Genomic DNA, 25,199 nt, shown 5'->3' on the forward strand with positions numbered 1-25,199 from the left:
CGATCACACGGCGAAGTGCAGCTGGATCACGCGTCGAAGAAGTGATGTCCTGACTCGGCTACCTCGGCACGCCCGGCCCGGTGCTTGCACCCCGGACGGGGCTCACGTGCGTACACGTTCCGGGCCGGAGCAGCGGATCGGGGACGACCCCACGGCTGTGGCCAGCAGGTCCGGGGCCGACGCACCCGTGATCCTCGCCTGGCCGGCCAGGCAGCATGCGGACCACAACTACGGGTCTAGGCTCTTCCGCAGGCAGGCAGGTGAAGGCAGTCAGGGGGCGGGTGGAGATGTTGAGCGACATCGATCCGACGTCGATCGGGCCCTATCGAATCGCGGGGCGGCTGGGGGACGGAGGCATGGGCCGCGTGTACTTGGGGCGCTCACCCGGTGGACGCGCTGTGGCGGTGAAGGTGGTCCACCCCCAATTCGCCTCAGACCGGGAGTTCCGACGCCGCTTCGCCCGCGAAGTGGAGGCAGCCCGCCGGGTCAGCGGCGTCTTCACCGCTCCTGTGGTGGACGCCGATCCGCACGGATCGCCCCCCTGGCTTGCTACCGCCTACATACCGGGCGTCTCACTCCACGACGCCGTGGCCCACCACGGCGCTCTACCCACCGCCTCCGTCCTTGGTTTCGGCGCAGGAGTCGTCGAGGCGCTGAAGGCCATCCACGAAGCCGGGCTCGTCCACCGGGACCTCAAACCCTCCAACGTCCTCCTGGCCTCCGACGGTCCCCGTGTCATCGACTTCGGCATCGCCCTCGTGTCCGAGGCCTCCGCGCTCACCCGGACCGGCACGACCATGGGCTCACCGTCCTTCATGTCGCCCGAGCAGATATCCGGTGACCGGCCGGTCGGTCAAGCCAGCGACATCTTCTCTCTGGGCTCCATGATGGTCTTCGCCGCAACCGGCGAGGGACCGTTCGGTTCCGGAGCCGTGCATTCGCTGCTCTTCCGAATCGTCCACCAGGAAGCCGTCATGGACCGGGTCCCCGCGGAGCTACGCGACATCCTGGCCAGGTGTCTGCAGAAGGAGCCGGACGAGCGACCGTCGGTGGACGACCTCCTGACGGACCTGACCGCACGTCTGACCGTTTCGCCGCCGGACGCGACGATCGCGCTCCACCATCGCGGGTGGCTGCCGGACACGCTGGCGCGCACGATTCTCGGACGCATTGGTGCGGACCTGGCTCTCAGCGAACCGTTTGCCGAGACCGAGGCCCTGAGGGGCATGGGGCCCGACCACATCCTGATCGACGATGGGGCCCTCCCTGTTGGGGCCGGGAACGGTGCAGAGGAAATCGCCGCTCGCCTCAGGGAACAGACCGAGGCGGAGTGCGCCGAGATGGTCGCGCAGGCCAGGAGCGAGGCCTCCCTCATCCTTGCCGCGGCCGCGCGGGATGCTCAGATGAAGCGGGAAGAGGCGGACGCTCTCTTCGAACAGACCCGTGCCAAGGTGACCCAGGCCGCCGCCGACTTCGAGACCAACCTCGCCAAGCGCCGCGAGCAATCCGAGATGGAGGTCCCGCAAGCCAGGACCGAGGCCTCCCTCATCCTTGCCGCGGCCACTCGGGATGCTCAGATGAAGCGGAATGAGGCGGACGCTCTCTTCGAGGAGACCCGTGCCAAGGCCGCCCAGGCCGCCGCCGACTTCGAGACCAACCTCGCCAAGCGCCGCGAGCAGTCCGAGCGCGACCTGGCGAAACGACAGTTCAAGGCGGGGCAGCGTCTTACCGAGATCGAGCACCGCACGGAACAGCTCCGCCTGGAAGCAGAGAAACTGCGGAGCGACGCCGAGCGCCGAGCCCGCCAGGTAGTGGAGGCGGCGGAGCGGGAAGCCGAGGACATCAGGGTGGGTGAGCTCGAAACCGTGGCGGACAGCGACTCCAAGGCCCATCGCGGCGTGTGGCTGGGCTGGCAGTAGGAAGTCCCGACGCTCCTGACCAAACTCGCTGGTCAGGGGCGGATGCTCCCAAGTGCGGCCGCGCCAGGATTCGAACCACGGCGCCGCCCCTCAACACCGCAGCCTGAACAACCGCGAACGCAGCTCCCGAACGCCGAAGGGGCAAGTTCAGGAGAAGGACAGCGACAGAAGGATGACTCAGGAGGCGGACGGCTCGATCTCCCCCGCGAAGACGATGACCTGGTCGATGAGGCTCCGTCGCAGATGGACGACGTCCGTTCCCGTCAGGCGGGGGCCTCCGTCAGGAGTGGTGAAGACCCACTGGTACCGGGCCCATTCGTCAGGCATGTCCACCGCTGAGCAGCGCACCATCGTGCCGGTCCCCGCCGGGTGGCGCCGGATGTCCAGCACGAACCGCTCGACCGCCGCGATTCCTTCGCTGCGACCCAACGGTCCCCAGAAGACCACGTCTGAGGTCAGGGCCTGGGAGAGCAGGGCAGTCACATAGCTGTCGTCCGAAGCGTTGAACGCGGAGATGAACGTGTCGATCGCGGAGCGTGCGGTCTCTTCCTGCATGCCCCAGTAATACCAGCCGTTTCGCGTGCGCTCGTCCCACGAGCCGCCTTCCGATCACCGTGAACCATCCCGGTCACAGCACCAGCTGCCCCACAAGCGCCCCATGCGCACCGGACGAGAGGAGATCACGGTTCTCACGGCGGGTCTCTCGGATTGTTGCGCTTCTCCATTGAGCAGTTGATCAGCCCCCGGCATACTGCATGTTCGGGGGGCGTACGCGTACTTGTACGAGATTTCCCTCGACCGGGTGAACGGGAGATTCGCCCGGTACTTCATCTCCAGGGGGAGTCTTGCGTAGACAAGTGAAAAGAGCGTGCGCGGCCACGGTCGCCACAGCGGCAGCGGTAGCGCTTGCCGCGGGTATGACCAGTCCGGCTTCGGCGGGGCCCGAGCCGCACTCGTCCGACGCCACCCGGCTCACCGCCCGCCACAGCGTCACCCTCATCACCGGCGACCGGGTCACCGTGGACGCCAAGGGGCGCGTGGTCGGCCTGCAGCGGGCCAAGGGGCGCGAACACATACCCGTGCAGGTCCGCAAGGCCGGCGGGCACACCCACGTCGTACCGGCCGACGCGGCCCGCCTGGTCACCTCCGGCAAGCTGGACCAACGGCTGTTCGACATCACCGAGTTGAACAAGCCCACCAACCGCAGGTCGCTCAAGAACGGCCTGAAGGTCATCGTCGGCTACCAGGGCGCCGCCACCACCGCACGGGCCGACGTCCGCGAGGCCGGCACCCTGCGCCGCACCCTCAAGTCGCTGAACGCGGACGCGGTGCAGACCCCGGTCAAGGACACGCCCGAGCTGTGGAAGGCGCTCACCAACGGGGACAAGACCGCCACCGGCGTCGCCCACGTCTGGCTCGACGGCGTCCGCAAGGTCAGCCTCGACAAGTCCGTGCCGCAGATCGGCGCCCCGACGGCGTGGCAGTCCGGCTACACCGGCAAGGGTGTGAAGATCGCCGTCCTGGACACCGGTGTCGACGCCACCCACGCCGACCTGAAGAGCCAGGTCATCGCGGCCAAGAACTTCTCCACCGCGAAGAACACCAACGACGCCTTCGGCCACGGCACCCACGTCGCCTCCATCGCGGCGGGCACCGGCGCGAAGTCGGGCGGCAAGTACAAGGGCGTGGCGCCCGACGCCAAGATCCTCAACGGCAAGGTCCTCGACGACGACGGATACGGTGACGACTCCAGCATCCTCGCCGGCATGGAGTGGGCCGCCCAGGAGGGTGCCGACATCGTCAACCTGAGCCTCAGCGGTCCGGACATGCCCGGAATCGACCCGCTGGAAGAGGCGGTCGACAGGCTCTCCGCCCAGAAGGGCATCCTCTTCGCGATCGCCGCCGGCAACGAGGGCCCCGAGACGCTCGGTTCGCCGGGCAGCGCGGACGCCGCCCTCACCGTCGGCGCCGTCGACAAGAAGGACAAGCTCGCCGACTTCTCCTCCACCGGCCCGCGCGTCGGCGACGGTGCCATCAAGCCCGACGTCACCGCGCCGGGCGTGGCCATCACGGCCGCCGCGGCCAAGGGCAGCCTCATCGCCCAGGAGGTCGGCGAGAACCCGGCCGGCTACCTGACCATCGACGGCACGTCGATGGCGACCCCGCACGTCGCCGGTGCCGCCGCGCTCCTCAAGCAGCAGCACCCCGATTGGGGTTACGCCGAGCTGAAGGGCGCACTGACCGGCTCCGCCAAGGGCGGCCCGTACACCCCCTTCCAGCAGGGCGCCGGCCGTATCGCCGTCGACAAGGCGCTCCAGCAGACCGTGATCGCCGACCCGGTGTCGGTGAGCTTTCCCACCCAGACCTGGCCGCACACCGACGACGAGCCGGTCACCAAGCAGCTGATCTACCGCAACCTCGGCACCGAGGACGTCACCCTCAGCCTGGCCATGACGGCCGCCGACCCCAAGGGCCGGCCCGCCCCGGCCGGCTTCTTCACGCTCGGCGCGACGGAGGTGACGGTCCCGGCCGGCGACAAGGCCTCCGTCGACCTGACCGTGGACACCCGGCTGGGCGGCACCCTGGACGGCGCGTACTCGGCGTACGTGACGGCGACCGGCGGCGGGCAGACCGTCCGCACGGCCGCGGCCGTGGAGCGTGAGGTCGAGTCGTACGACGTCACCGTCAAGCACATCGGCCGGGACGGCAAGCCCACCACCGGCTACAACACCGTCCTGTTCGGCTACACCGGAATCGGCGCGGACCGCGCCTACGAGGTGCCCGGCGGCTCCGGCACGGCGACCGTGCGCGTGCCCAAGGGCACCTACCTCGTGGACGCCTGGATCGCGAAGGACTTCGACACCTTCAAGGGCGGCCTGGACTGGCTGGTCCAGCCGAAGCTCAGCGTGACCAAGAACCTCACGCTGACGATCGACGCCCGGACCACCAAGGCAGCCGACATCACCGTGCCGGACAAGGCCGCGCGGCAGGTCATGGCGATGATCAGCTACTCCTACGACCCTGCGATGGTTGGCTTCGGTTTCGGCCTCGACCGTTGGTCCAACCTGCGCACCGGTTCCCTCGGCGGAGACGTCGGCGGGCTCAGCCAGACCTGGAACGGCCAGTGGACCAAGGGCGCGAACGCCGAGTACGACGTGGCGACCACCGCCAAGGTCAAGCGGTTCCAGGGCGGCAAGGTACGCCACTACGCGACACGCGAACTGGCCACGGTGAAGAACACCATCGCCGCGGGCGGCTCCCGCAAGACCGGCGGCATCACCACCTGGGGCGAGTTCCCCGAGGACTCCGTCATCGGCTTCCCGGTCGAGCAGAAGCTGCCGGGCACGCGCACGCTCCACCTGTCGACGGGCAACGGCATCCGGTGGTCCTGGAACGTGGACCAGTACAGCGGCCACGACCGCGAGGGCTGGCCGATCACCGAGGCGTCCTACACGCTTGGCGCGCCGCAGGTCTTCAAGGGCGGCAAGACCTACGCCAAGTCCTTCAACCGGGCGGTGTTCGGCCCGCGTCTGAGCCGGGACTACGGTCTGTTCCGGCGCGGCAACGCGATCTACGGCTCGCTGCCGCTGTTCGCCGACTCCGCCGGACACGCCGGCGCCTCGGTGGTCACCTCGGCGAAGACCACCCTCTACCGCAACGGCAACAAGGTCGGTTCCAACAACGACCCGCTGTTCGGGTACGGGGAGTTCGCGGTTCCCTCTGGTGACGCCCAGTACAAGGTGACCACCTCGGTCAAGCGCAGTGCGAAGATCGCGAACGCCTCCACCCGTATCGACGCGACCTGGACCTTCCGCTCCAAGAAGCCGTCCGGCTCGCGCGCGTCCCAGCTCCCGGCCTCCTCGGCCCGCTTCAAGGCCACCACCGGACTGGACAACCGTGTTTCGGCGGGCAAGAAGGCCACCTTCCCGGTCACCGTGGAGGGCGCCGCCGCGGGCAAGAACCTCAAGTCGCTGACCGTCTGGGTGTCGTACAACAACGGCAAGACCTGGAAGAAGGTCACCGTCACGAAGGGCAAGATCACCGTCAAGAACCCGGCGAAGGGGAAGGCCATCTCCTACCGCGCCAAGATCACCGACAAGAAGGGCAACACCTCGGTGATCTCGATCTACAGCGCGTACTACGGCAAGTGATCGACAAAGATAGGGCGTAACCCAAGGCCGCCGAGGTAATCCGGCGGATTCCAGGGGTCGTGGCAACACCGTGGTGAGTTGATCAAGCCACGATCAGCTTGACAAGACGCTCGGCTGGGGTTTCCCGGCCGAGCGTCTTGCGTGGGCGGCTGTTGAGTTCGGCGGCGACGGCGTCGAGGCGCTCACGGCTGTGGCCGGACACGAACGAGAGGCCCTAGGGCTGCTCCTCACGCAGGAAGTCCAGGAGCAGCGTCGTGATCTCCGCCGGGCGTTCGAGGGAGGGCAGGTGGCCCGCCCAGGGCAGTTCCAGGTGGCGGGCTCCTCGGAGGAGGCCGGACAGTCCGGCCGCGATCTCCCGGAAGTCGGACAGGTCGTGGGCGCCGCCGACAGCGAGGGTCGGGGCGGTGACCGTACGGAGGTCGAGCGTGGGCTCCGGCAGCTCGTGCCCGGTCCCCTCCTGCGCCGTCCCGTCCTGCTCCGTCGGGTGCGCGGCGAACCAGTTGGCGAAATTCTTGCGCTGCATCCGGGTCACCTGCGCCCGGACCTCCTCGCTGGCCTCGGGACCGAGCCAGGTACGGGCGTTCAGGACGGCCGCGGTGTCCAGGTCGCCCGCCTCGATCAGGGCGTCCTCGGCCTCACAGAAGGCCCGGACCTCCGGGCCCGGTTCGTGCCCGGGGCGGCCCGCGCAGAGCAGCGCCAGGGCGGTCACCCGCTGCGGGTGCAAGGCAGCGATCCGCAGGGCCACTCGGCCGCCGTACGACGAGCCCACGAAGGCGGCCTCGGCCAACTCCAGAACGTCCATCAGGGCGGCGACGTCGCCCTCGTCGGAGTACGGCCCAGTGGCTGCCGGGGACTGGCCGCAGCTGCGGAAGTCGGCGCGGACCACGCGGAATCCGGCTTCGGCCAGTGGGCGCCACTGCGGGTCCCACATCCGACGGTCACAGACAGAGGAGTGCAGGAGGAGCACCGCGGGACCATCGACCGGGCCATCGACATCATGAGAAATGATCACATCGGCATCCTCGCAGCGCGCCGTCGGCCGTGCCCCTCCGAACGAGGAAGAGCACGGCCGACGGCCCAGAGACGGCCCAGGAGAGCGGATACCCGCTCTGACCTGGGGTGATATCACACGTCGAAGTACAGCTCGAACTCGTGCGGGTGCGGGCGCAGCTGGAGCGGGGCGATCTCGTTCGTGCGCTTGAAGTCGACCCACGTCTCGATCAGGTCGGACGTGAACACGTCGCCCTGGAGCAGGAACTCGTGGTCGTCCTCCAGCGCCCGCAGGACGGCCTCCAGCGAGGTCGGGACCTGGGCGACGTTGGCGTGCTCCTCGGGCGCCAGTTCGTAGAGGTCCTTGTCGATCGGCTCGGCCGGCTCGATCTTGTTCTTGACGCCGTCCAGGCCCGCGAGCAGCAGCGCCGCGAAGGCCAGGTACGGGTTGCCGGAGGCGTCGGGGGCGCGGAACTCCACGCGCTTGGCCTTCGGGTTGGAGCCCGTGATCGGGATGCGCATCGCGGCGGAGCGGTTGCGCTGCGAGTACACGAGGTTCACCGGGGCCTCGAAGCCCGGCACCAGGCGGTGGTAGGAGTTCACCGTCGGGTTGGTGAAGGCGAGCAGTGCCGGGGCGTGCTTGAGGATGCCGCCGATGTAGTAGCGGGCGGTGTCCGACAGGCCCGCGTAGCCGGCCTCGTCGTAGAACAGCGGGTCGCCGTTGCTCCACAGCGACTGGTGCACGTGCATGCCCGAGCCGTTGTCACCGAAGATCGGCTTCGGCATGAAGGTCGCCGTCTTGCCGTTGCGCCACGCGACGTTCTTCACGATGTACTTGAACAGCTGGAGGTCGTCGGCGGCGGCGAGCAGCGTGTTGAACTTGTAGTTGATCTCGGCCTGACCGGCGGTGCCCACCTCGTGGTGCTGGCGCTCCACCTGCAGACCGCTCTTCGCCAGCTCCAGGGAGATCTCCGCGCGCAGGTCGGCGAAGTGGTCGACCGGCGGGACCGGGAAGTAGCCGCCCTTGTAGCGGACCTTGTAGCCGCGGTTGTCCTCCAGCGCGCCGGTGTTCCAGGCGCCCGCCTCGGAGTCGATGTGGTAGAAGGACTCGTTCTCGGCGGTCCGGAACCGGACGTTGTCGAAGACGTAGAACTCCGCCTCCGGACCGAAGTACGCGGTGTCGGCGATCCCGGTGGACGCCAGGTACGCCTCGGCCTTCCTCGCCACGTTGCGCGGGTCACGGGAGTACTGCTCGCCGGTGATCGGGTCGTGGATGAAGAAGTTGATGTTGAGCGTCTTGTCCCGGCGGAACGGGTCCACCCGCGCGGTGGACAGGTCGGCGCGCAGGGACATGTCGGATTCGTGGATGGCCTGGAAGCCACGGATCGACGACCCGTCGAACGCCTGCTCCTCGTCGGGGTCGAACGCCTCGGCGGGCAACGTGAAGTGCTGCATGACGCCCGGCAGGTCGCAGAAGCGGACGTCGATGAACTTGACGTCCTCGTCCGCGATGTACTTCTTGGCCTCGTCGGCGTTCTGGAACATCCAGCTCCTCCTACTCCCGACCGTCCCGCCGGGGTGGTAGATCGTTGGTGCGGCCGGTGCGCTGGCCCACCTTGAGGACCCTAGGGACGGGTGATTTCCCGGGCGTGACCCAATTGTTTCGCAGAAGTTAACCGGCTCGGGTGGTGGTCACGGTCGCGGACACCCCGCCGACCCCCCTGATTCCAGCCTCGCAGTACGGTGGTCGGGTGGACAACAGGCAAGCAATGGGATCATGGCTTTCCGGGCCGCGCGCGGCCATGGAGGACGCCGGCGCGGACTTCGGCTACCGGGGCCGGGAGCTGGGGTTGCCGGAGCAGGGGCCGGGGTCGATCGCCGGTTCGGGGCGCCGGCTCGGCGCCCTGGCCGTCGACTGGGCGCTGTGCCTGTGGATCGCCTACGGCCTGATCACGCACGGCTACCACCAGGCCACGAGCAACTGGGCGCTGCTCCTCTTCCTGGCGCTCGGCGTCCTCACCGTCGGCACGATCGGGTTCACGCCCGGCAAGCGCCTGTTCGGCCTGCGCGTCGTCGCCCTCGGCACCGGCCGGGTCCAGCCGCTGCGCGCCCTGCTGCGCACGGTCCTGCTGTGCCTGGCCGTTCCCGCCCTGATCTGGGACCGCGACGGCCGCGGCCTGCACGACCGGTTGGCGGGCACGGTGGAGGTGCGGATCTAGCCGCAGCCGCCCGCCGCGGAAGTCGGCTGCGGGAGTCGGCCGCGGTTCCCGTGCCCATGGCGGCGCGAGGCGCGAAGCGTGATGTCCGCAGGCGACGGAGGTGCCCCCACGACGAAGGGGCGCCCGGAGTGGTCTCCGGGCGCCCCTTCGTCGTAGAAGGTGTCTGGGCGGGATCAGCGGGCCTTCGGGCCGCCCTTCGGCATCCGCATGCCCTTGGGCATCGGGCCCTTCGGCAGCGGCATGTTGCTCATCAGGTCGCCGAGGGCGCGCAGCCGGTCGTTGGTGGTGGTGACCTGCGGGCCGGTCAGCACGCGCGGGAACTTCAGCATGGTGGTGCGCAGCTTCTTCAGCGGGACCTGGCCCTCGCCGTCGCCCACGATCACGTCGTGCACCGGGACGTCCGCGACGATCCGGTTCATCTTCTTCTTCTCGGCGGCGAGCAGGGACTTCACCCGGTTCGGGTTGCCCTCGGCGACCAGCACGATGCCGGCCTTGCCGACCGCGCGGTGCACCACGTCCTGGCTGCGGTTCATGGCCACCGCCGGGGTGGTGGTCCAGCCCCGGCCCACGTTGTCCAGGACCGCGGCGGCGGCGCCCGGCTGGCCCTCCATCTGCCCGAACGCGGCACGCTCGGCCCGGCGTCCGAAGACGATCGCCGTCGCGAGGAAGGCGAGCAGCAGGCCCAGGATGCCGAGGTAGAGCGGGTGACCGATCGCGAAGCCGATCGCGAGAAGGACACCGAAGGTGATGATGAAGACGCCCGCGAGTACCAGACCGATCTTGTTGTCGGCCTTTCGGGTCATCTTGTAGGTCAGGGCGATCTGCTTCAGTCGCCCGGGGTTGGCAGCCTCGGCTGCGTTGTCCTTCCTCGCCATGCCACGAAGTCTACGTGGCTCCCGGAGCGGCCCACGACGGCAGTGCCCCTACGGCCCGGGGACAACGGGGCGGAAAGGGGTCGGGGGAGGGGTCAGGGGCCGACGGCGGGGAACTGGTCGAGGACCCGCTGCGCCTCGACGCGGTCCTTGGCCCGGCGCCGGTCCTCCAGGACGGAGTTCCAGGCGTTGCGACGGGCGGTGCGCTGGCCGCTGCTCATGAGCAGGGACTCGACCGCGCGCAGTGCGTCGGTGAAGGACGGGATCGCGGTGGCGCGAACGTGCGCAGCCTGCATGGGAGGTCCCCCTCATGACGGCTCTTGGAGTACGGGCTGTGAGTCCAGGGTCACTGCTTGGTGTTACCAGGGCGTGACCGGACGGTCAAACACCGATGAAGCCTCGCGGCCACGGTCCGGAACGCTGACGCGGTCCTGACCGGGGCGCCCATCTGCGGCGACGGTCGGGACCGCGTCGTATTCGACTGTACCGGACAGTAGGTTCTTGTGCCCGATTTCACACACTCACCGCCCGTTTGCCGGGCGGTGCGAGGCGGGAGGGGGACGGACGGTCGGCCGGGGTCAGACCGCCTGGACGGCGACGTAGGTGCCCCGCTTCTCGACGGCCATCCGGTACAGCCGCCCGGCGCGGTAGGAGGACCGGACCAGCGGACCCGACATCACGCCGGAGAAGCCGATCTGCTCGGCTTCCTCCTTCAGCTCCACGAACTCCTGCGGCTTGACCCACCGCTCCACCGGGTGGTGGCGCACCGAGGGGCGCAGGTACTGGGTGATGGTGACCAGCTCGCAGCCCGCGTCGTGGAGCTGCTTGAGCGCCTCGACGACCTCCTCGCGGGTCTCGCCCATGCCGAGGATGAGGTTGGACTTGGTCACCAGGCCGAAGTCGCGGGCCTCGGTGATGACCTTCAGGGAGCGCTCGTAGCGGAAGCCGGGGCGGATCCGCTTGAAGATCCGGGGCACCGTCTCGACGTTGTGCGCGAAGACCTCGGGGCGGGAGTCGAAGACCTCCGCCAGCTGCTCGGGAACGGCGTTGAAGTCGGGGGCGAGCAGCTCCACCTTCGTACGGCCGTCCTCGCGGTCCGCCGTCTGCTGGTGGATCTGGCGCACGGTCTCGGCGTACAGCCAGGCGCCGCCGTCCTCCAGGTCGTCGCGGGCGACGCCGGTGATGGTGGCGTAGTTCAGGTCCATGGTGACCACGGACTCGCCCACGCGGCGCGGCTCGTCGCGGTCGAGGGCCTCCGGCTTGCCGGTGTCGATCTGGCAGAAGTCGCAGCGCCGGGTGCACTGGTCGCCGCCGATGAGGAAGGTCGCCTCGCGGTCCTCCCAGCACTCGTAGATGTTCGGGCAGCCGGCTTCCTGGCAGACCGTGTGCAGGCCCTCGCTCTTCACGAGGTTCTGCATCTTCGTGTACTCGGGACCCATTTTCGCCCGGGTCTTGATCCACTCGGGCTTGCGCTCGATGGGGGTCTGGCTGTTGCGGACCTCCAGGCGCAGCATCTTGCGTCCGTCGGGTGCGACTGCGGACACGACCGGCTCCCTGTAGCTTCGATTCTTCGGCGTACACCAGGGTACGCCCGTGCTTGTTGCGCCCCGTCGGGGAGGCCAACCTGCGGGCCTGCGGGATCATTCCCCGCGGCGGGCCCCGATCAGGCGGTGGCCCGGTCGATCTCCCGCGGCTTCAGGTCCGCGTTCTCCAGGACGTCCCGCAGGTGCCGTTCGACGACCGGCAGTACTTCCTCGATCGTGACGTCCCGGCCGAGCTCGGCCGCCAGCGAGGCGACGCCCGCGTCCCGGATGCCGCACGGGATGATCTTGTCGAACCACTTCATGTCGGGCGTCACGTTGAACGAGAAGCCGTGCATGGTGACGCCCTTGGCCACCCGGATGCCGATCTGGGCGATCTTGCGGTCCTCGCGGCGCTGCCCGGCGTTGGAGGGGGCGTACTCCGGCCCGTTGAGCCGCGGGTCGAACTCCTCGTCGGCCAGGCGCGGGTCGAAGTCCAGGGAGAGCCCGCCCAGGGAGGGCCGCTGCTCGACCGGGTCGCCGAGCACCCACACGCCGCTGCGGCCCTCGACGCGCGTGGTCGGAAGGCCGAACTCCGCGCAGGTGCGGATCAGCGTCTCCTCCAGGCGGCGCACGTGGGCCACCACGTCCACCGGGCGGGGCAGCTTCTGGATCGGGTAGCCGACCAGCTGGCCGGGTCCGTGCCAGGTGATCTTGCCGCCGCGGTCCACGTCGATGACGGGCGTGCCGTCGAGCGGGCGCTCGCTGTCCTCGGTGCGCCGGCCGGCCGTGTAGACGGGCGGGTGTTCCAGGAGCAGCACCGTGTCGGGAACCTCGTCCGCGAACCGGGCGGCGTGCACCCGGCGCTGTTCGTCCCAGGCCTGGACGTAGTCCACGGCCTCGGTGCCGAATCCCATGCGGACGAACCGCAGCTCACTCACGGCAAACGCCTCCCTGCAAGGTGGTAAGGCACGAAACGTGCCCACGTCACTGTACGTCCGGCCGGTGCGCGTCAGCCGCGCGGGCAATCCTCACACGATCGGATGAATGGTGGTGGAAATCTGCGGCCGGTTGCTCACTCTCCGCTACATTCGCGCCGTTCAGGGGGCCATAAGGGCTGCTCACAGGCAATCCGGGCACCACGCGGTCGCGTGGATGCCCGAAAGGCAGGAGACCGCACCGCAGATGACGGAACGACCCGCGCAGCGCACTCCCAACCGCCAGCTCGCCGCGCTCATCGCCGAAGCGGGGTTCTCCAACGCAGGTCTGGCCCGCCGCGTGGACCAGCTCGGTCTCGAACACGGGCTGGACCTGAGATACGACAAGACGTCGGTGACCCGCTGGCTGCGCGGTCAGCAGCCGCGCGGGACCACGCCCGCCCTCATCGCGGAGGTCTTCACCCGGCGCCTGGGGCGCCGCCTGACCGCCCAGGACCTCGGCCTGGACGCCTGCGCCCCGGTGTACGCGGGTCTGGAGTTCGCCGCCACCCCCGCGGAGGCCGTCGACATCGTCGGCGGGCTGTGGCGCAAGGACTGCGGCAGCCACGCCGAACTGCGCAGGATCGCCTTCACCCCGGCCGGGCTCGTGGTGCCCAGCCGGGACTGGCTGATCGGCCGGGCCGACGACCGGGTCGCCCGCGCGGAGGCACCGGCCACCCGGGTTCCCGCCCAGGGGGGCCCGGACCGGTCCGCCCTCGCCGTGCCCGACCCCGCGGTGTCCGGCGTGCCCCGGCAGCGCGGCCGGGCCGAACGGGGCCCCGCCGGGCGGGAGGCGCGCCAGAAGGTCACCGCGGGCGACATCGCCGCCCTGCGCTCGGTCGGCGAGCTGTTCCGCACCCTCGACGACCTGTACGGCGGCGGCCACGCCCGCCAGGCCCTGGTGCGCTACCTGGAACACGAGTGCGAACCGATGCTGCGCGGCACCTACGGCGAGCAGACCGGCCGCCGGCTCTTCGCGGCCGCCGCCGACCTGACCCGGCTCGCCGGCTGGACGTCGTACGACATCGCCGTGCACGGGCTCGCCCAGCGCTACTTCGTGCAGGCGCTGCGACTCGCCCAGGCCGCCGGCGACCGGGCCTACGGCGCCTATGTGCTGGTCACCATGAGCCGGCAGGCCGTCTACCTCGGCCACGGGCGGGAGGCCGTGCAGCTCGCCCGGGTGGCCCAGCAGGGGCTCGGCGGGTCTGCCCCGCCCGCCGTGCAGGCGCTGCTGCACGCCGCCGAGGCGCGCGGGCACGGCGTGCTGGGCGAGGTGCGCGCCTGCACCGCGTCCCTGCTGCGCGCCGAGCGCGCCCTGGAGGCGGCACGGGCCGGGGACGAGGTGCCCCCCTGGGCGCGTTTCGACGAGGCCCTGCTGGCCGACGACTCCGGGCACTGCCACCGGGACCTCCAGCAGTACCGCGCCGCCGCCCAGTACGCCGAACGCGCCCTCCGGCTGCGCGCCCCGGCCCACGCCCGCAGCCGGTTGTTCTGCCGGATGGTCCTGGCCACCGCCCGCCTGGGCCTCGGTGACCTGGACCAGGCCTGCCGCCTGGCCGCCGAGGCGGCGGCCCAGGCCGCGGACATGCGCTCCGTGCGGGCGGTGGAGTACGTCAGGGACTTCGAACGCCGGCTGGAGCCGTACAAGGACGCGACACCCGTACGCGGCTACCGGGACAGGGTGGCGGCGCTGGGCTGAGCACCGGCACGGGTCTCCCGGTCAGGCGGCGGCGCTCGGTGCCGTCGCCGCCGGGTCCGCCCGGTGCATCGGCCGTCCGGCCCCCAGGTCCCCCAGGATCGCCGCGGCGGCCCGGTGGGCCGAGTGCAGCGCTCCCTGGACGGTGCTGGTGTCCCGGTGGTCGCCGCACACGTACAGGCCGGCCAGCAGCCGCACCGGGCGCCGCAGGTCGTGCGGGGGCCGCATCGCGGGGACGGCCTCGGCGGTGCGGTGCACCGCAAGGGTCTCCCAGCGGGCGGTGGAGGTGGCGTAGAGGCGGGACAGGTGGTCGCGTACGGCCGTGTCGACGTCGGCCGGGGGCACCCCCAGGACCGTGGACGACACCAGGGCGCGGCCGGCGGGCGCGCGGGAGGGGTCGACCTGGCTGACCACCGCCGTGTGCGCCACCGGACCTCCGCGGTCCGCGTCGAGCAGCAGGTGCCCGCCCGTCCGAGGGGGCTCGTCGGTCGTGTGGTGGACCACCGTCACCGGGTGGAAGTCCGGTACGCGCAGCCCGGGCAGCAGCTCGGCGGCGGCGTGCGCGTCGGTGGCGACCAGCACGGCGCGGCAGCGGATCTCGCCGTGCTCGGCGGTGGTCACCGAGGTGGTGGAGACCGAGGTGGCCCGCACGCCGGTGTGCACGGTGCCGGGCGGCAGCGTGCGCGCGAGCAGCTCCGGAAGGACCTCCGCGCCGCCCTCCGGCAGACACAGCCGACCGCTCACGAAGGAGTGCAGGGCGAGGTCCGCGACGCGGCTGGACGTGGTGAGGTCGGGGTCGCACAGCAGGGCGGCGAGCAGCGGGCGCAGGAAGCCGTCGACGGTGCGGGCGGGCAGGCCGCGGGCGGCCAGTGCCTGGCGGGCGGTCAGTTCCGGGCGTGCCAGCAGGCGTTCGACCGGTGTGGCGGCGATCCGGCCGAGCGCGGAACGCAGCCGCAGCGGCGTGCCGATCCCGCGGCGACCGGGAGGCGGACCGTCGGGGAAGGGCGCGGCGGTCGGCCGGGGGACGGACAACCGGGGAAGGGACGCGCGGGCGAGGGACGACGGCCGGGGGACCGCCGGGCGGGGGGCGCTCGCCAGGGCGCGTACTACGTGAAGTGCGCTCCTCGCGCTCCCTCCGTGTGCCGGAGCACCCGCGCGGAGATGCCGTCCGTCGCTGTGCAGCAGGACCCCCGGCGCGAAGGGCCGCAGCACCAGCGCGTCGAGCCCGGGGCTCAGGGCCAGTTGGGGATACGACGTGTTCAGCAGCTGTCCGATCCGGTCGAGCCGGAACCCGTCGACCTTCTCCGTCGACATGCGGCCGCCCACGTAAGGGGCGGCCTCCAGGACCGCGGTCGTCACTCCTGCGCTGATGAGTCGATGCGCTGCCGCGAGCCCGGCGACCCCGGCTCCCACGACGACGACGTCCGCCTGATACGCGGGCTCAAGCACGTGCCCCTCCTCGAGGTTGCGCGGCCGGTGAAGCGGTGATGCCCGCGACCGGCGTCAGGAATACCCGAGTTCGCGTCGAGACTAGGACCGAGCCCGGTCGGGGACAGTCGCGCATGGGCAGAGCACGGTCGCACGGCGGTCGCACGGCGGTCACGCACGGTCGCAAGCCGTCGTGGGTGCGATCGCGCGCCGCAGGGCGAGCGGTCACAGCCGTCACAGCGCCGCGCGCACGGCGTCCTCGATCCCCGGAAACGCGAACGAGAACCCCGACTCCAGCAGCCGCTTCGGTACCACCCGCGCACTGCCCAGCACATCGCCCGCCATCTCCCCGAGCACCGCGCGCAGGACCGGCGCCGGCACGGCGAACGGTGTGGGCCGGCGCAGCACCCGGCCCATGGCCGCGGTGATCTCACGGTTCGTCAGCGGCTTCGGCGCGGTGAGGTTGACCGGCCCGGACAGGCTCGCGGTGTCCAGCAGATGGCGCAGCGCGGCCACCTCGTCGTGCAGCGCGATGAACGACCAGAACTGCCGGCCGTCTCCCAGCCGCCCGCCCAACCCGGCCTTGAACAGCGGGAACAGCCGCCTCCACGCCCCGCCCTCACGGGCCACCACCAGCCCGGTGCGGGCGAACACCGTCCGCACGCCCGCCTCGCGCGCGGGAGCCGCGGCCTGCTCCCACTCCACGCACAGCGCCGGCAGGAAACCGTCCCCGGGCGGCGCGTCCTCGTCGACGGCGCGCTCGCCGGTGTCGCCGTAGTAGCCGATCGCGCTGCCGCAGACGAACACCCGCGGGGGCGCGTCCAGGGAGGCGACGGCCTCCGCGAGCGCCGCCGTGCCGAGCACCCGGCTGTCCCGGATCGCCTTCTTGTACGCCGCCGTCCAGCGGTGATCGCCCACGCCCGCGCCCGCCAGGTTGACCACCGCGTCGCATCCGGCGAGCCCCGCCGTGTCCACGTACCGGCCGACGGGATCCCAGCAGACCTCGTCCTCGCCGCGGGCCGAACGGCGCACCAGGCGCACCACCTCGTGCCCGTCCGCGACCAGCGACCGCACCAGGGCACCGCCGATCAGACCGGAGGCGCCGGCCACTGCGATGCGTGATCGTTCCATGTGCCCATCCTGCCCGCCGCGGCGCGGAAATCCCGTGGAACTCCCTCCCACCGCGCCGTAGGGTGACCGCCATGCCGATTCCCCGGATGCGCCTCGCCATGCCCGACGACGAGGACGCCCTTGGCCGGCTCGACCGCGAGACCTGGGCCCCGACGCATTCCGTCAGGCCGCCGCGGCAGCACCACGAACCCTTCTTCACGCCCCGGTCGGGACCGCGCGACCACCTGGTCGCCGAACTCGACGGCCGGCTGGTCGGCTACATCCGCCTCGGCTTCCCCACCGAACTGGCGTCGAACGCGCACGTCCGGCAGATCCTCGGGCTCGCCGTGGCCGAGGAGGCCCGCGGCGAGGGGGTGGGGCGCGCGCTGCTGCGCGCCGCCGTCGAGGAGGCCCGCCGCCAGGGAGCCCGCCGCATCACCCTGCGGGTGCTGGGCCACAACACCCCCGCCCGCAAGCTCTACGAGTCCGAGGGCTTCGTGGTGGAGGGCGTCCAGCCGGAGGAGTTCCACCTGGACGGCGTCTACGTCGACGACATCTTCATGGGCCGCCCCCTGTGAGCCGCGGGGCCTGACCCGGACGAGAGGCCCCGGGTCACGAGGTCACCAGCCGGCCCGTGTCCACCGGGACGGTCGCGTGCGCCGCGCGCTGCGCGTCCTGGGATACCTCGGTCGCCGTCAGGACGTATCCCGTCTCGTTGTCGGAGGTGGAGCGGGCGAAGACCACGCCGAAGACCCGGCCGTCCGTGGTGAGCAGCGGGCCGCCGGAGTTGCCGGGGCGGACCGTGGAGCGGATCGAGTAGATCTCCCGGGTCACCGTGCCGTCGTTGTAGATGTTCTGGCCCGTCGCCAGGATGCGGTTCGCGACCGTCGCCGCCTGGAGGTTCAGGGCGCCGTCCTGCGGATAGCCCGCGACCACCGCCGAGTCGCCGCGCGCGGCCGTGTCGTCGAACCGCAGCACGGGGGCCTCAAGGCCGGGCACGTAGAGCACGGCCACGTCCCGGTGCGGGTCGAACAGCACCACCCGTGCCCCGTACGACCGCCCGACGCCGCCGATGCGCACGGCCGGATCGTCGATGCCCGCCACCACGTGCGCGTTGGTCATCACCCGCTGCGGCGCGTACACGAACCCGCTGCCCTCGCGGCCCTGGTTCCCCGAGGCGCCCTCGATCTTGACCGTGCTGAACCGGGCGGCGTTGGTCGCGCTCTCCGTCACGCTGTCGCCGGAGGGCCGGGCGACGCTCGTCGCCGGCTCGTTCTCGAAGGGGTTGAAGACCTGTGGGAAGCCCGCCTCGGTCAGCGCCGAGGTGGCCCGCGAGAACCAGGCCGGGGTGGTGTCCGGCATCGCGTTCTGCACGGCGCCCAGGAGCCTGGAGTCGCGTATCGCCGTCGTCACCACCGGGGAGGAGGAGGCGGCCAGGACGCTCGCCGCCACCCAGGCCACGATCAGCACCGCCACCGTGTTGGCGGCGGCCCCGCCGACGCCGTCGACCACCCGCAGCGGCCCGCGGTCCAGCTCGCGCCGCAGCCGCAGCGCCAGACGGCCCGCCAGTTCGTGGCCCACCACGGCGGGGACCAGCACCGTGAGCACGGCGGTGACCGTCGCCGCGGTCGTTCCGCGCGTGACGAAGTCCATCATCCACGGCAGGATCCACACGCCGACGACGGCACCGCCGACGAAACCGGCCAGCGAGACACAGCCGGCCACCAGTCCCCGTCGGTAGCCGGAAGCGGCGTAGACGAGGATCACCAGCACCAACAGCAGGTCGAGCAGGTCCACTCACGCCGCCTTTCTCCTCGGATCCCCCAGTACGCGCGGGACGGACCCAGTGATCAGCCACGCGCACGTGGATCCGGGGACCGGCCACGTGTACGTGTACCCACAGAAACGTCCTGGACCGGGACGATGGTTCCACCGGGTGGCAGAGTGCGCATCGCGGACGGAGCGGAACCGCCCGAGAGTGGGCTCATGCGTGTGGTGCGAAGAGCCGGGCGGGCGCGCGGCCCGCGCCGTCAGCGAGCGCGCGGTGCCGTCGTGGCGCTCCTGTGCGGTCTGCCCGGCGCCGCCGCCGTCGGCGCGCTGCTGCTGTGCGCGTCCGACTCCGGACGGACGGCGTCCGCGTCCCCGCCCGCCCCCGTACCCCGTCCGGCCGCCCCGGCGCACGACGCCCCCCGGCCGCGGATCGTGCCCCGCTCGGCCTGGCTGGACACCACCGTGTGGCGCGTGCAGCCGCCCCCGCGCTACGACGACAAGGTCGTCGCCGTCTTCGTGCACCACACCGACTCGCCCAACGCGTACGCCTGCTCCGACACGCCGGGCGTCATCCGCCGCCTGTACGCCGGGCAGACCGGCGCCCGCGCGTGGGACGACATCGGCTACAACTTCCTCGTCGACCGCTGCGGCACGATCTACGAGGGCCGCGCCGGCGGAGTCGACCGCGCCGTCACCGGCGCCCACACCCAGGGCTTCAACCACCGCACGGCGAGCATCGCCGCCATCGGCACCTTCACGGCCGGGGTCCCCGTGCCGCGCGCCATGACCGACGCGATCGCCGCGCTGGCCGCCTGGAAACTGGGCCTGGCCGGGGTCGACCCGCGCGGCAGCGTCAGCCTCGTCTCCAGCAACAGCAACAGCCGCTACCCGTCCGGCACCGCCGCCCTGCTCCCCGCCCTGGCCGGCCACAGGGACGGCTTCATGACCACCTGCCCGGGCGCCGCGCTGGCCGTACGCCTCCCCGAGATCCGAGAGGCCGCAGCCCACCTCCAACACCGCTCCTGAGCCCTCTGGAACCTCCCGGGCCTGCCAGGCCGGGTCCGTGGTGGGCGGCGCCGCGGTGGGGCCGGTGGGGCGGTGGGCGTGTGCGGCGGTGCTATTCACGGAACCGGTCCCACAGCTTCGGATAGCGCCGGGCGAGTTCCCGGTCGTCCTCGAAGTCGACGGGGGTGCCCTCCGGTTCCGACGGGGCGGCCGGGACGCCCAGGTCGGGGGCGACCGTGCCGGTGAGCTGCTCGTAGGCCTCGTCGGCCGCGTAGCCGAGTTCCTCGCCGTCGCCGTCGACCTCCTCGTCGAAGTCGTCCAGCAGCTCGGCGAGCGAGTCCGGCTCGTGCAGGGCGCCCTCGAAGACCTCACGGCCCTGGCCGATCAGCCAGCACCGGAAGAAGTCGAAGGCGTCGTCGCTGGCCCCGTCCAGGAGCACCCAGGCGGCGCCCCACAGGTCCCAGCGGTAGGCCCGGTTGTACCGGGACTCGAAGTGACGGGCGAAGTCCAGGACCACCTCGGGCTCGCAGGCCAGCAGCCGCTCGACGAGCAGGTCGGCCTGCTCCTCCGGATCCCCTTCGGCGGCCTCGCGGCTGCCGTCGATCAGCTCCCAGAACTCCGTCTCGTCCATCACGGCTCAAGCATCGGCCCTCGCGCCGGGGGGCGCACGCGGAGTACACCGGAGAGCAGCGGACCGTCAGGGCCGGTACAGCGCGGCCAGCCGTTCGGCGTCGCGGGCGAAACGCTCCCGCAGCCCCTCGGGGGCCAGCACCTCGACCTCCGGCCCGAGCGACGTGAGCTGGGTGTGGGCGACCTCCTCGGACTCCACCGGCAGGGTCACCGTCACCCACCCGCGCCCGTCGCCGTCCACCGCGGCCCCGACGGCCTCCAGCGCCGCCCGGGCCGGCACCGGCCCCACGGCGTGCGGCAGCCGCCGTACGCCCTCCTCGGACAGCCGCACGACCACCTCGGCCCGCAGAACGGACCGCGCGAACTGCGCGGCCCGCTCCTCCCAGAAGGCGGGCAGGTCGAACCCGCCGTCCCGTTCGAAGCGTCCCCCGGCACCGGCGTCGACGACCGCGAAACGGTCCACCCGGTAGACCCGATAGACCGGGCGGACCGGGGAGGAGTCGGCCCCCACGACCCGGGCGCACACGTACCACACGCCCGCCTTGAGCACGAGCCCGTACGGCTCCAGCTCCCGCACGACCTCCTCCTCGCCGCGCCGGTAGCGCGCGGTGATCCGGCGGTCGTCCCACACCGCCTGAGCGACCGCGGGCAGCAGCTCGGGCGTCTTCGGCTCGCGGAACCAGTCGGGAGCGTCCAGATGGAAGCGCTGCGCCGCCGTACGGGAGGCGTCGCGCAGCGAGGGGAGCAGGGCCGCGGACACCTTCAGCCGGGCGGCCGACGCGGCGTCCTGAAGCCCCATGTCCCGCAGCGCCCCCGGCACACCGCTGAGGAACAGCGCCTCCGCCTCACCGCGGTCGAGGCCGGTCAGCCTGGTGCGGTAGCCGCCGACCAGCCGGTAGCCCCCGGCCCGCCCCCGGTCGGCGTACACCGGCACGCCCGCCTCCGACAGGGCCTGCGCGTCCCGCGTGACGGTGCGCTCCGACACCTCCAGTTCCCGGGCGAGCTCGGCGGCGGTCATGGCGGGCCGCGACTGGAGCAGCAGCACCATTCTGATCAGGCGGGCGGCACGCATACGGCCATCATGCCGGGGCCGGCGACGACGAACACCGCGACGTCACCGGCACGACGAACACCGGGACGACGAAGGGGTACGGCCGCGGCCGTACCCCTTCGTCGTCATGCGGTGTGCCTCACAGGCCGTACTTCTCCCGGGCCTCCTTGACCGCCGAGGCCTTCACCTCGCCGCGCCGGGCGAGCTGGGCCAGGGCGGCAGCGACGATCGACTGGGCGTCGACGCCGAAGTGGCGGCGGGCGGCGTCACGGGTGTCCGACAGACCGAAGCCGTCGGTGCCGAGCGAGGTGTAGTCCTGCTCGATCCACTGCGCGATCTGGTCCGGGGTCTGCCGCATGTAGTCGGAGACCGCGAGGACCGGGCCCTCGGCGCCCTGGAGCGCCCGGCGGACGTACGGCACCCGCTCCTCGCCGCGCAGCAGCGCCGCGTCGGCCTCCATGGCGTCCCGGCGCAGCTCGCCCCAGGAGGTCGCGGACCACACGTCGGCGGCCACGCCCCACTCCTCGGCCAGCATCCGCTGGGCGCCGAGCGCCCAGTGGATCGCCGTGCCGGAGCCGAGCAGCTGGATCCGCGGCGCGTTCGCCGGGACCGTCAGGCCCGCCGACTCCGCCGTGTTGAAGCGGTACAGGCCCTTGACGATGCCCTCGTCGATGCCGGGGACGGCCGGCTTGGCCGGCTGCGGCAGCGGCTCGTTGTAGACCGTCAGGTAGTAGAAGACGTCCTGGTCCTCGCCGGGCGCGGCCTGGCCGTACATACGGCGCAGACCGTCCTTGACGATGGCCGCGACCTCGTAGGCGAACGCCGGGTCGTAGGTCAGCGCGGCCGGGTTGGTCGCCGCGATGACCGGCGAGTGGCCGTCGGCGTGCTGGAGGCCCTCACCCGTCAGCGTGGTGCGGCCCGCGGTGGCGCCGACCAGGAAGCCGCGGCCGAGCTGGTCGCCGAGCTGCCACATCTGGTCGGCCGTGCGCTGCCAGCCGAACATCGAGTAGAAGATGTAGAACGGAATCATCGGCTCGCCGTGCGTCGAGTACGACGACGAGGCGGCGACGAAGTCGGCCATCGAACCGGCCTCGGTGATCCCCTCGTTGAGGATCTGGCCGTTCTTGGCCTCCTTGTAGTACATCAGCTGGTCGCGGTCGACCGGCTCGTACGTCTGGCCCTTGGGCGAGTAGATGCCGAGCGACGGGAACAGCGACTCCATGCCGAAGGTGCGCGCCTCGTCGGGGACGATCGGCACCCAGCGCTTGCCGGTCTCCTTGTCGCGGACCAGGTCCTTGACCAGGCGGACGAACGCCATGGTGGTGGCCACGCTCTGCGAGCCGGAGCCCTTGTCGAAGGCGGCGAACGCCTTGTCGGCCGGGGCGGGCAGCGGGGCGACCGGGTGGACGCGGCGGGCCGGAGCCGGGCCGCCGAGGGCCGCGCGGCGCTCCTGGAGGTAGCGCACCTCGGGGGAGTCGGCGCCGGGGTGGCCGTAGGGGACCTGGCCGTCGGCGAAGGCGCTGTCCGGGATGGGCAGGTCCAGCAGGTCACGCATCTGCTTGAACTCGTCCGCCGACAGCTTCTTCATCTGGTGGTTGGCGTTCTTCGACGCGAAGCCCGAACCGAGGGTGTGGCCCTTGACCGTCTGGGCCAGGATCACCGTCGGGGCGCCCTTGTGCGCCAGGGCGGCCTGGTAGGCGGCGAAGACCTTGCGCGCCTCGTGCCCGCCGCGCGAGAAGTGGAAGCACTCGATGATCTTGTCGTCGCTCAGCAGCTTCGCCATCTCGGCCAGCGCCGGGTCGGCCCCGAAGAAGTCCTGGCGGATGTAGGCGGCGTCGCGGGTCTGGTACGTCTGGACCTGCGCGTCCGGTACCTGGCGCAGCCGGCGTACCAGCGCGCCCGTGGTGTCGAGCTGGAACAGCTCGTCCCAGGCCGAGCCCCACAGCGACTTGACCACGTTCCAGCCGGCGCCCCGGAACAGGGCCTCCAGCTCCTGCACGATCTTGAAGTTGGCGCGGACCGGGCCGTCCAGGCGCTGGAGGTTGCAGTTGATGACGAACGTGAGGTTGTCCAGGCCCTCGCGGGAGGCGAGCGTCAGCGCGGTGGTGGACTCCGGCTCGTCCATCTCGCCGTCGCCGAGGAACGCCCAGACGTGCGAGTCGGAGACGTCCTTGATGCCGCGGCTGGTCAGGTAGCGGTTGAACCGGGCCTGGTAGATGGCGGAGATCGGGCCGAGGCCCATCGACACCGTCGGGAACTCCCACAGCCAGGGCAGGCGGCGCGGGTGCGGGTAGGACGGCAGGCCGTTGCCGCCGGCCTCCTGGCGGAAGTTGTCCAGGTGCTGCTCGGTCAGCCGGCCGTCGAGGAAGGCGCGGGCGTAGATGCCCGGGGAGGCGTGGCCCTGGATGTACAGCTGGTCGCCGGAGCCGTCGCCCTCCTTGCCCTTGAAGAAGTGGTTGAAGCCGGTCTCGTACAGCCAGGCCGCGGAGGCGAAGGTGGCGATGTGGCCGCCGACGCCGTACTTGCTGCCGCGCGTCACCATCGCCGCCGCGTTCCACCGGTTCCACGCGGTGATACGGGCCTCCATGGCCTCGTCACCGGGGGCGGCCGGCTCCGCGGAGGTCGGGATGGAGTTGACGTAGTCCGTCTCGAGGAGCTTGGGGAGGTGGACGCCGGCGCCCTCGGCGCGCTCCAGCGTACGGCGCATCAGATACGCGGCACGGTGCGGCCCGGCCGCCTGGGCGACGGCGTCCAGGGAGGCCTGCCATTCGGCGGTCTCCTCAGGGTCGCGGTCCGGGAGCTGGTCGAGCTCGCTCGGCTGGATGGCGTTGGGGTCGGTCATGTCGCCGCCTTCCTCAGTCGAAGGGGGTTCCCTCATCGGTAAGGGTTCAGGGGGTGCCCTTGGTCTTTGGCAGGACAGGGCGTGAGGCTCTGGTGGAAGCCCAGCGGTGACTCTAACTCCCTGATCGATGATCGATCAAAGGGTTCAAGCGTAAAACCCTTCGATTTCGAGAAAGTCGGCACCCGGTGCCTTGGAAACAGGCACGCCGTGCCGCATTTTTGCGGGGTTTCCGCAGGTGAGCGTACCGTTGATCGGCGGGCTCAGGCTCGCGGCGCGCAGCCGAGCACGTGCGCCTTGACCAGTTCGGCGATCCGCGGATCGCGCCGCTTGAACGCCTGCACCAACTCCTCGTGCTCCTCCGCGTACGACTGCTGGACCGTCCCCAGCCAGCGGATCGACAGCGCGGTGAACACCTCGATGCCCAGGCCCTCCCAGGTGTGCAGCAGCACCGAGTTCCCGGCCGCGCGGACCAGCTCGCGGTGGAAGGCCACCGTGTGCCGGACCTGGCCGGTGCCGTCGGAGTCGCGGTCGGCCTCGTACAGCGCCGCCACATGCGGCTCCAGGGCCGAGCAGTCGTCCGCCAGCCGCTCGGCCGCCAGCTCCGCCGCGATGGCCTCGAGGCCGGCCCGGACCGGGTAGCTCTCCTCCAGGTCGGCGGCGGTCAGGTTGCGCACCCGCACGCCCTTGTTCGGTGCCGACTCGATCAGGCGCAGCGACTCCAGCTCGCGCAGCGCCTCCCGCACCGGCGTCTGGCTGACCTCCAGCTCGGTGGCGATACGCCGCTCCACGATCCGTTCGCCCGGCTTCCAGCGCCCGCTGACGATCCCCTCCACGATGTGCTCGCGGATCTGTTCGCGCAGCGAGTGGACGACGGGCGCGGTCATGGAGGGCTCCTTCACGGGGGGACCCACGGGCCCCCGGGGGGCGTTCGACGTTTAGACAATACGGCTGTCGACGCTCGGCGGAAGGGCGCATACGGGCGCTTTCGTGCAGGTGAGACGAGACTTACACGCCGTCAT

20 protein-coding genes are annotated in these 25,199 nt (G+C 71.4%); 6 read left to right on the forward strand and 14 right to left on the reverse strand.

Annotated features, from left to right (window positions below; translation table 11 throughout):
- The first annotated feature begins 287 nt into the window (after positions 1 to 287).
- Positions 288 to 1,919 (forward strand): protein kinase, encoded by a 1,632-nt coding sequence (locus ACIHCX_RS02135; protein WP_400025719.1) that lies wholly within the window; start codon positions 288 to 290, stop codon positions 1,917 to 1,919.
- A 177-nt stretch (positions 1,920 to 2,096) separates the two neighbouring features.
- On the opposite strand, the gene ACIHCX_RS02140 is transcribed toward ACIHCX_RS02135, so the two are convergent.
- Entirely contained in the window at positions 2,097 to 2,474 is a 378-nt protein-coding gene (locus tag ACIHCX_RS02140) for a nuclear transport factor 2 family protein (RefSeq protein ID WP_012895409.1), read from the reverse strand.
- 362 nt (positions 2,475 to 2,836) lie between these two features.
- Between ACIHCX_RS02140 and ACIHCX_RS02145 the strand changes: the two genes are divergently transcribed.
- A complete protein-coding gene (locus ACIHCX_RS02145; RefSeq protein WP_400025720.1) occupies positions 2,837 to 6,070 on the forward strand; it encodes a S8 family peptidase in 3,234 nt (1,077 codons plus the stop codon).
- 214 nt (positions 6,071 to 6,284) lie between these two features.
- Here ACIHCX_RS02145 and ACIHCX_RS02150 read toward each other — a convergent pair whose 3' ends face one another.
- Both ACIHCX_RS02150 and glnA read right to left on the reverse strand, forming a co-directional pair.
- Entirely contained in the window at positions 6,285 to 7,082 is a 798-nt protein-coding gene (locus tag ACIHCX_RS02150; RefSeq protein ID WP_400025722.1) for an alpha/beta fold hydrolase, read from the reverse strand.
- 113 nt (positions 7,083 to 7,195) lie between these two features.
- Entirely contained in the window at positions 7,196 to 8,605 is a 1,410-nt protein-coding gene (gene glnA, locus ACIHCX_RS02155) for a type I glutamate--ammonia ligase (protein WP_400025724.1), read from the reverse strand.
- A 206-nt stretch (positions 8,606 to 8,811) separates the two neighbouring features.
- Here glnA and ACIHCX_RS02160 point away from each other — a divergent pair, with 206 nt between their 5' ends.
- Positions 8,812 to 9,279, forward strand: a complete 468-nt coding sequence (locus ACIHCX_RS02160) for an RDD family protein (RefSeq protein ID WP_400025725.1) — start codon at positions 8,812 to 8,814, stop codon at positions 9,277 to 9,279.
- Between the two features lie 173 nt (positions 9,280 to 9,452).
- Here the strand turns inward: ACIHCX_RS02160 and ACIHCX_RS02165 are convergent, their stop codons facing one another.
- From ACIHCX_RS02165 to lipB, 4 genes are all read right to left on the reverse strand, one after another.
- On the reverse strand, positions 9,453 to 10,154 hold the full coding sequence (locus tag ACIHCX_RS02165) for a DUF4191 domain-containing protein (RefSeq protein WP_400025726.1): 702 nt from the start codon (positions 10,152 to 10,154) through the stop codon (positions 9,453 to 9,455).
- Positions 10,155 to 10,246: 92 nt separating this feature from the next.
- Positions 10,247 to 10,447: a hypothetical protein gene (locus tag ACIHCX_RS02170; RefSeq protein WP_400025728.1), complete on the reverse strand. Its 201-nt coding sequence runs from the start codon at positions 10,445 to 10,447 to the stop codon at positions 10,247 to 10,249.
- 282 nt (positions 10,448 to 10,729) lie between these two features.
- On the reverse strand, positions 10,730 to 11,695 hold the full coding sequence (gene lipA, locus ACIHCX_RS02175; RefSeq protein ID WP_400025729.1) for a lipoyl synthase: 966 nt from the start codon (positions 11,693 to 11,695) through the stop codon (positions 10,730 to 10,732).
- Positions 11,696 to 11,814: 119 nt separating this feature from the next.
- Complete coding sequence (lipB, locus tag ACIHCX_RS02180; protein ID WP_400025731.1) at positions 11,815 to 12,612, reverse strand: lipoyl(octanoyl) transferase LipB; 798 nt, start codon at positions 12,610 to 12,612, stop codon at positions 11,815 to 11,817.
- Between the two features lie 244 nt (positions 12,613 to 12,856).
- On the opposite strand from lipB, the gene ACIHCX_RS02185 reads away from it, so the two are divergent.
- The gene (locus ACIHCX_RS02185) at positions 12,857 to 14,347 is read left to right on the forward strand and encodes a regulator (RefSeq protein WP_400025733.1); all 1,491 of its coding nucleotides are present in this window, start codon (positions 12,857 to 12,859) and stop codon (positions 14,345 to 14,347) included.
- Between the two features lie 21 nt (positions 14,348 to 14,368).
- On the opposite strand, the gene ACIHCX_RS02190 is transcribed toward ACIHCX_RS02185, so the two are convergent.
- The gene (locus tag ACIHCX_RS02190) at positions 14,369 to 15,793 is read right to left on the reverse strand and encodes an NAD(P)/FAD-dependent oxidoreductase (protein WP_400025734.1); all 1,425 of its coding nucleotides are present in this window, start codon (positions 15,791 to 15,793) and stop codon (positions 14,369 to 14,371) included.
- Positions 15,794 to 16,006: 213 nt separating this feature from the next.
- Positions 16,007 to 16,903, reverse strand: coding sequence for a TIGR01777 family oxidoreductase (locus tag ACIHCX_RS02195; protein ID WP_400025735.1), 897 nt, complete (start codon positions 16,901 to 16,903; stop codon positions 16,007 to 16,009).
- A gap of 71 nt (positions 16,904 to 16,974) precedes the next feature.
- On the opposite strand from ACIHCX_RS02195, the gene ACIHCX_RS02200 reads away from it, so the two are divergent.
- Complete coding sequence (locus ACIHCX_RS02200) at positions 16,975 to 17,460, forward strand: GNAT family N-acetyltransferase (protein WP_400025736.1); 486 nt, start codon at positions 16,975 to 16,977, stop codon at positions 17,458 to 17,460.
- A gap of 34 nt (positions 17,461 to 17,494) precedes the next feature.
- Here the strand turns inward: ACIHCX_RS02200 and ACIHCX_RS02205 are convergent, their stop codons facing one another.
- Positions 17,495 to 18,679 (reverse strand): MarP family serine protease, encoded by a 1,185-nt coding sequence (locus ACIHCX_RS02205; RefSeq protein ID WP_400025737.1) that lies wholly within the window; start codon positions 18,677 to 18,679, stop codon positions 17,495 to 17,497.
- A 189-nt stretch (positions 18,680 to 18,868) separates the two neighbouring features.
- On the opposite strand from ACIHCX_RS02205, the gene ACIHCX_RS02210 reads away from it, so the two are divergent.
- Positions 18,869 to 19,678 (forward strand): peptidoglycan recognition protein, encoded by an 810-nt coding sequence (locus ACIHCX_RS02210; RefSeq protein ID WP_400025738.1) that lies wholly within the window; start codon positions 18,869 to 18,871, stop codon positions 19,676 to 19,678.
- A 91-nt stretch (positions 19,679 to 19,769) separates the two neighbouring features.
- Here the strand turns inward: ACIHCX_RS02210 and ACIHCX_RS02215 are convergent, their stop codons facing one another.
- From ACIHCX_RS02215 to ACIHCX_RS02230, 4 genes are all read right to left on the reverse strand, one after another.
- On the reverse strand, positions 19,770 to 20,288 hold the full coding sequence (locus ACIHCX_RS02215; RefSeq protein WP_400026591.1) for a DUF4240 domain-containing protein: 519 nt from the start codon (positions 20,286 to 20,288) through the stop codon (positions 19,770 to 19,772).
- A 66-nt stretch (positions 20,289 to 20,354) separates the two neighbouring features.
- Entirely contained in the window at positions 20,355 to 21,359 is a 1,005-nt protein-coding gene (locus ACIHCX_RS02220; protein ID WP_400025740.1) for a helix-turn-helix transcriptional regulator, read from the reverse strand.
- 118 nt (positions 21,360 to 21,477) lie between these two features.
- Entirely contained in the window at positions 21,478 to 24,180 is a 2,703-nt protein-coding gene (aceE, locus tag ACIHCX_RS02225) for a pyruvate dehydrogenase (acetyl-transferring), homodimeric type (RefSeq protein ID WP_400025742.1), read from the reverse strand.
- A 260-nt stretch (positions 24,181 to 24,440) separates the two neighbouring features.
- Positions 24,441 to 25,064: a GntR family transcriptional regulator gene (locus ACIHCX_RS02230; protein ID WP_400025743.1), complete on the reverse strand. Its 624-nt coding sequence runs from the start codon at positions 25,062 to 25,064 to the stop codon at positions 24,441 to 24,443.
- Positions 25,065 to 25,199: the final 135 nt, after the last annotated feature.

It is taken from the genome of Streptomyces sp. NPDC052043 (assembly GCF_044548235.1).
Lineage (GTDB): Bacteria > Actinomycetota > Actinomycetes > Streptomycetales > Streptomycetaceae > Streptomyces.

Bases quoted from the DNA above. Each gene is read 5' to 3' on its own strand.
- ACIHCX_RS02135 (WP_400025719.1), top strand. From the start codon at position 288: ATGTTGAGCGACATCGATCCGACGTCGATCGGGCCCTATCGAATCGCG.
- ACIHCX_RS02140 (WP_012895409.1), bottom strand. From the start codon at position 2,474: ATGCAGGAAGAGACCGCACGCTCCGCGATCGACACGTTCATCTCCGCG.
- ACIHCX_RS02145 (WP_400025720.1), top strand. From the start codon at position 2,837: ATGACCAGTCCGGCTTCGGCGGGGCCCGAGCCGCACTCGTCCGACGCC.
- glnA (WP_400025724.1), bottom strand. From the start codon at position 8,605: ATGTTCCAGAACGCCGACGAGGCCAAGAAGTACATCGCGGACGAGGAC.
- ACIHCX_RS02165 (WP_400025726.1), bottom strand. From the start codon at position 10,154: ATGGCGAGGAAGGACAACGCAGCCGAGGCTGCCAACCCCGGGCGACTG.
- ACIHCX_RS02170 (WP_400025728.1), bottom strand. From the start codon at position 10,447: ATGCAGGCTGCGCACGTTCGCGCCACCGCGATCCCGTCCTTCACCGAC.
- ACIHCX_RS02185 (WP_400025733.1), top strand. From the start codon at position 12,857: ATGACGGAACGACCCGCGCAGCGCACTCCCAACCGCCAGCTCGCCGCG.
- ACIHCX_RS02195 (WP_400025735.1), bottom strand. From the start codon at position 16,903: ATGGAACGATCACGCATCGCAGTGGCCGGCGCCTCCGGTCTGATCGGC.
- ACIHCX_RS02200 (WP_400025736.1), top strand. From the start codon at position 16,975: ATGCCGATTCCCCGGATGCGCCTCGCCATGCCCGACGACGAGGACGCC.
- ACIHCX_RS02210 (WP_400025738.1), top strand. From the start codon at position 18,869: ATGCGTGTGGTGCGAAGAGCCGGGCGGGCGCGCGGCCCGCGCCGTCAG.
- ACIHCX_RS02215 (WP_400026591.1), bottom strand. From the start codon at position 20,288: ATGGACGAGACGGAGTTCTGGGAGCTGATCGACGGCAGCCGCGAGGCC.
- ACIHCX_RS02220 (WP_400025740.1), bottom strand. From the start codon at position 21,359: ATGCGTGCCGCCCGCCTGATCAGAATGGTGCTGCTGCTCCAGTCGCGG.
- aceE (WP_400025742.1), bottom strand. From the start codon at position 24,180: ATGACCGACCCCAACGCCATCCAGCCGAGCGAGCTCGACCAGCTCCCG.
- ACIHCX_RS02230 (WP_400025743.1), bottom strand. From the start codon at position 25,064: ATGACCGCGCCCGTCGTCCACTCGCTGCGCGAACAGATCCGCGAGCAC.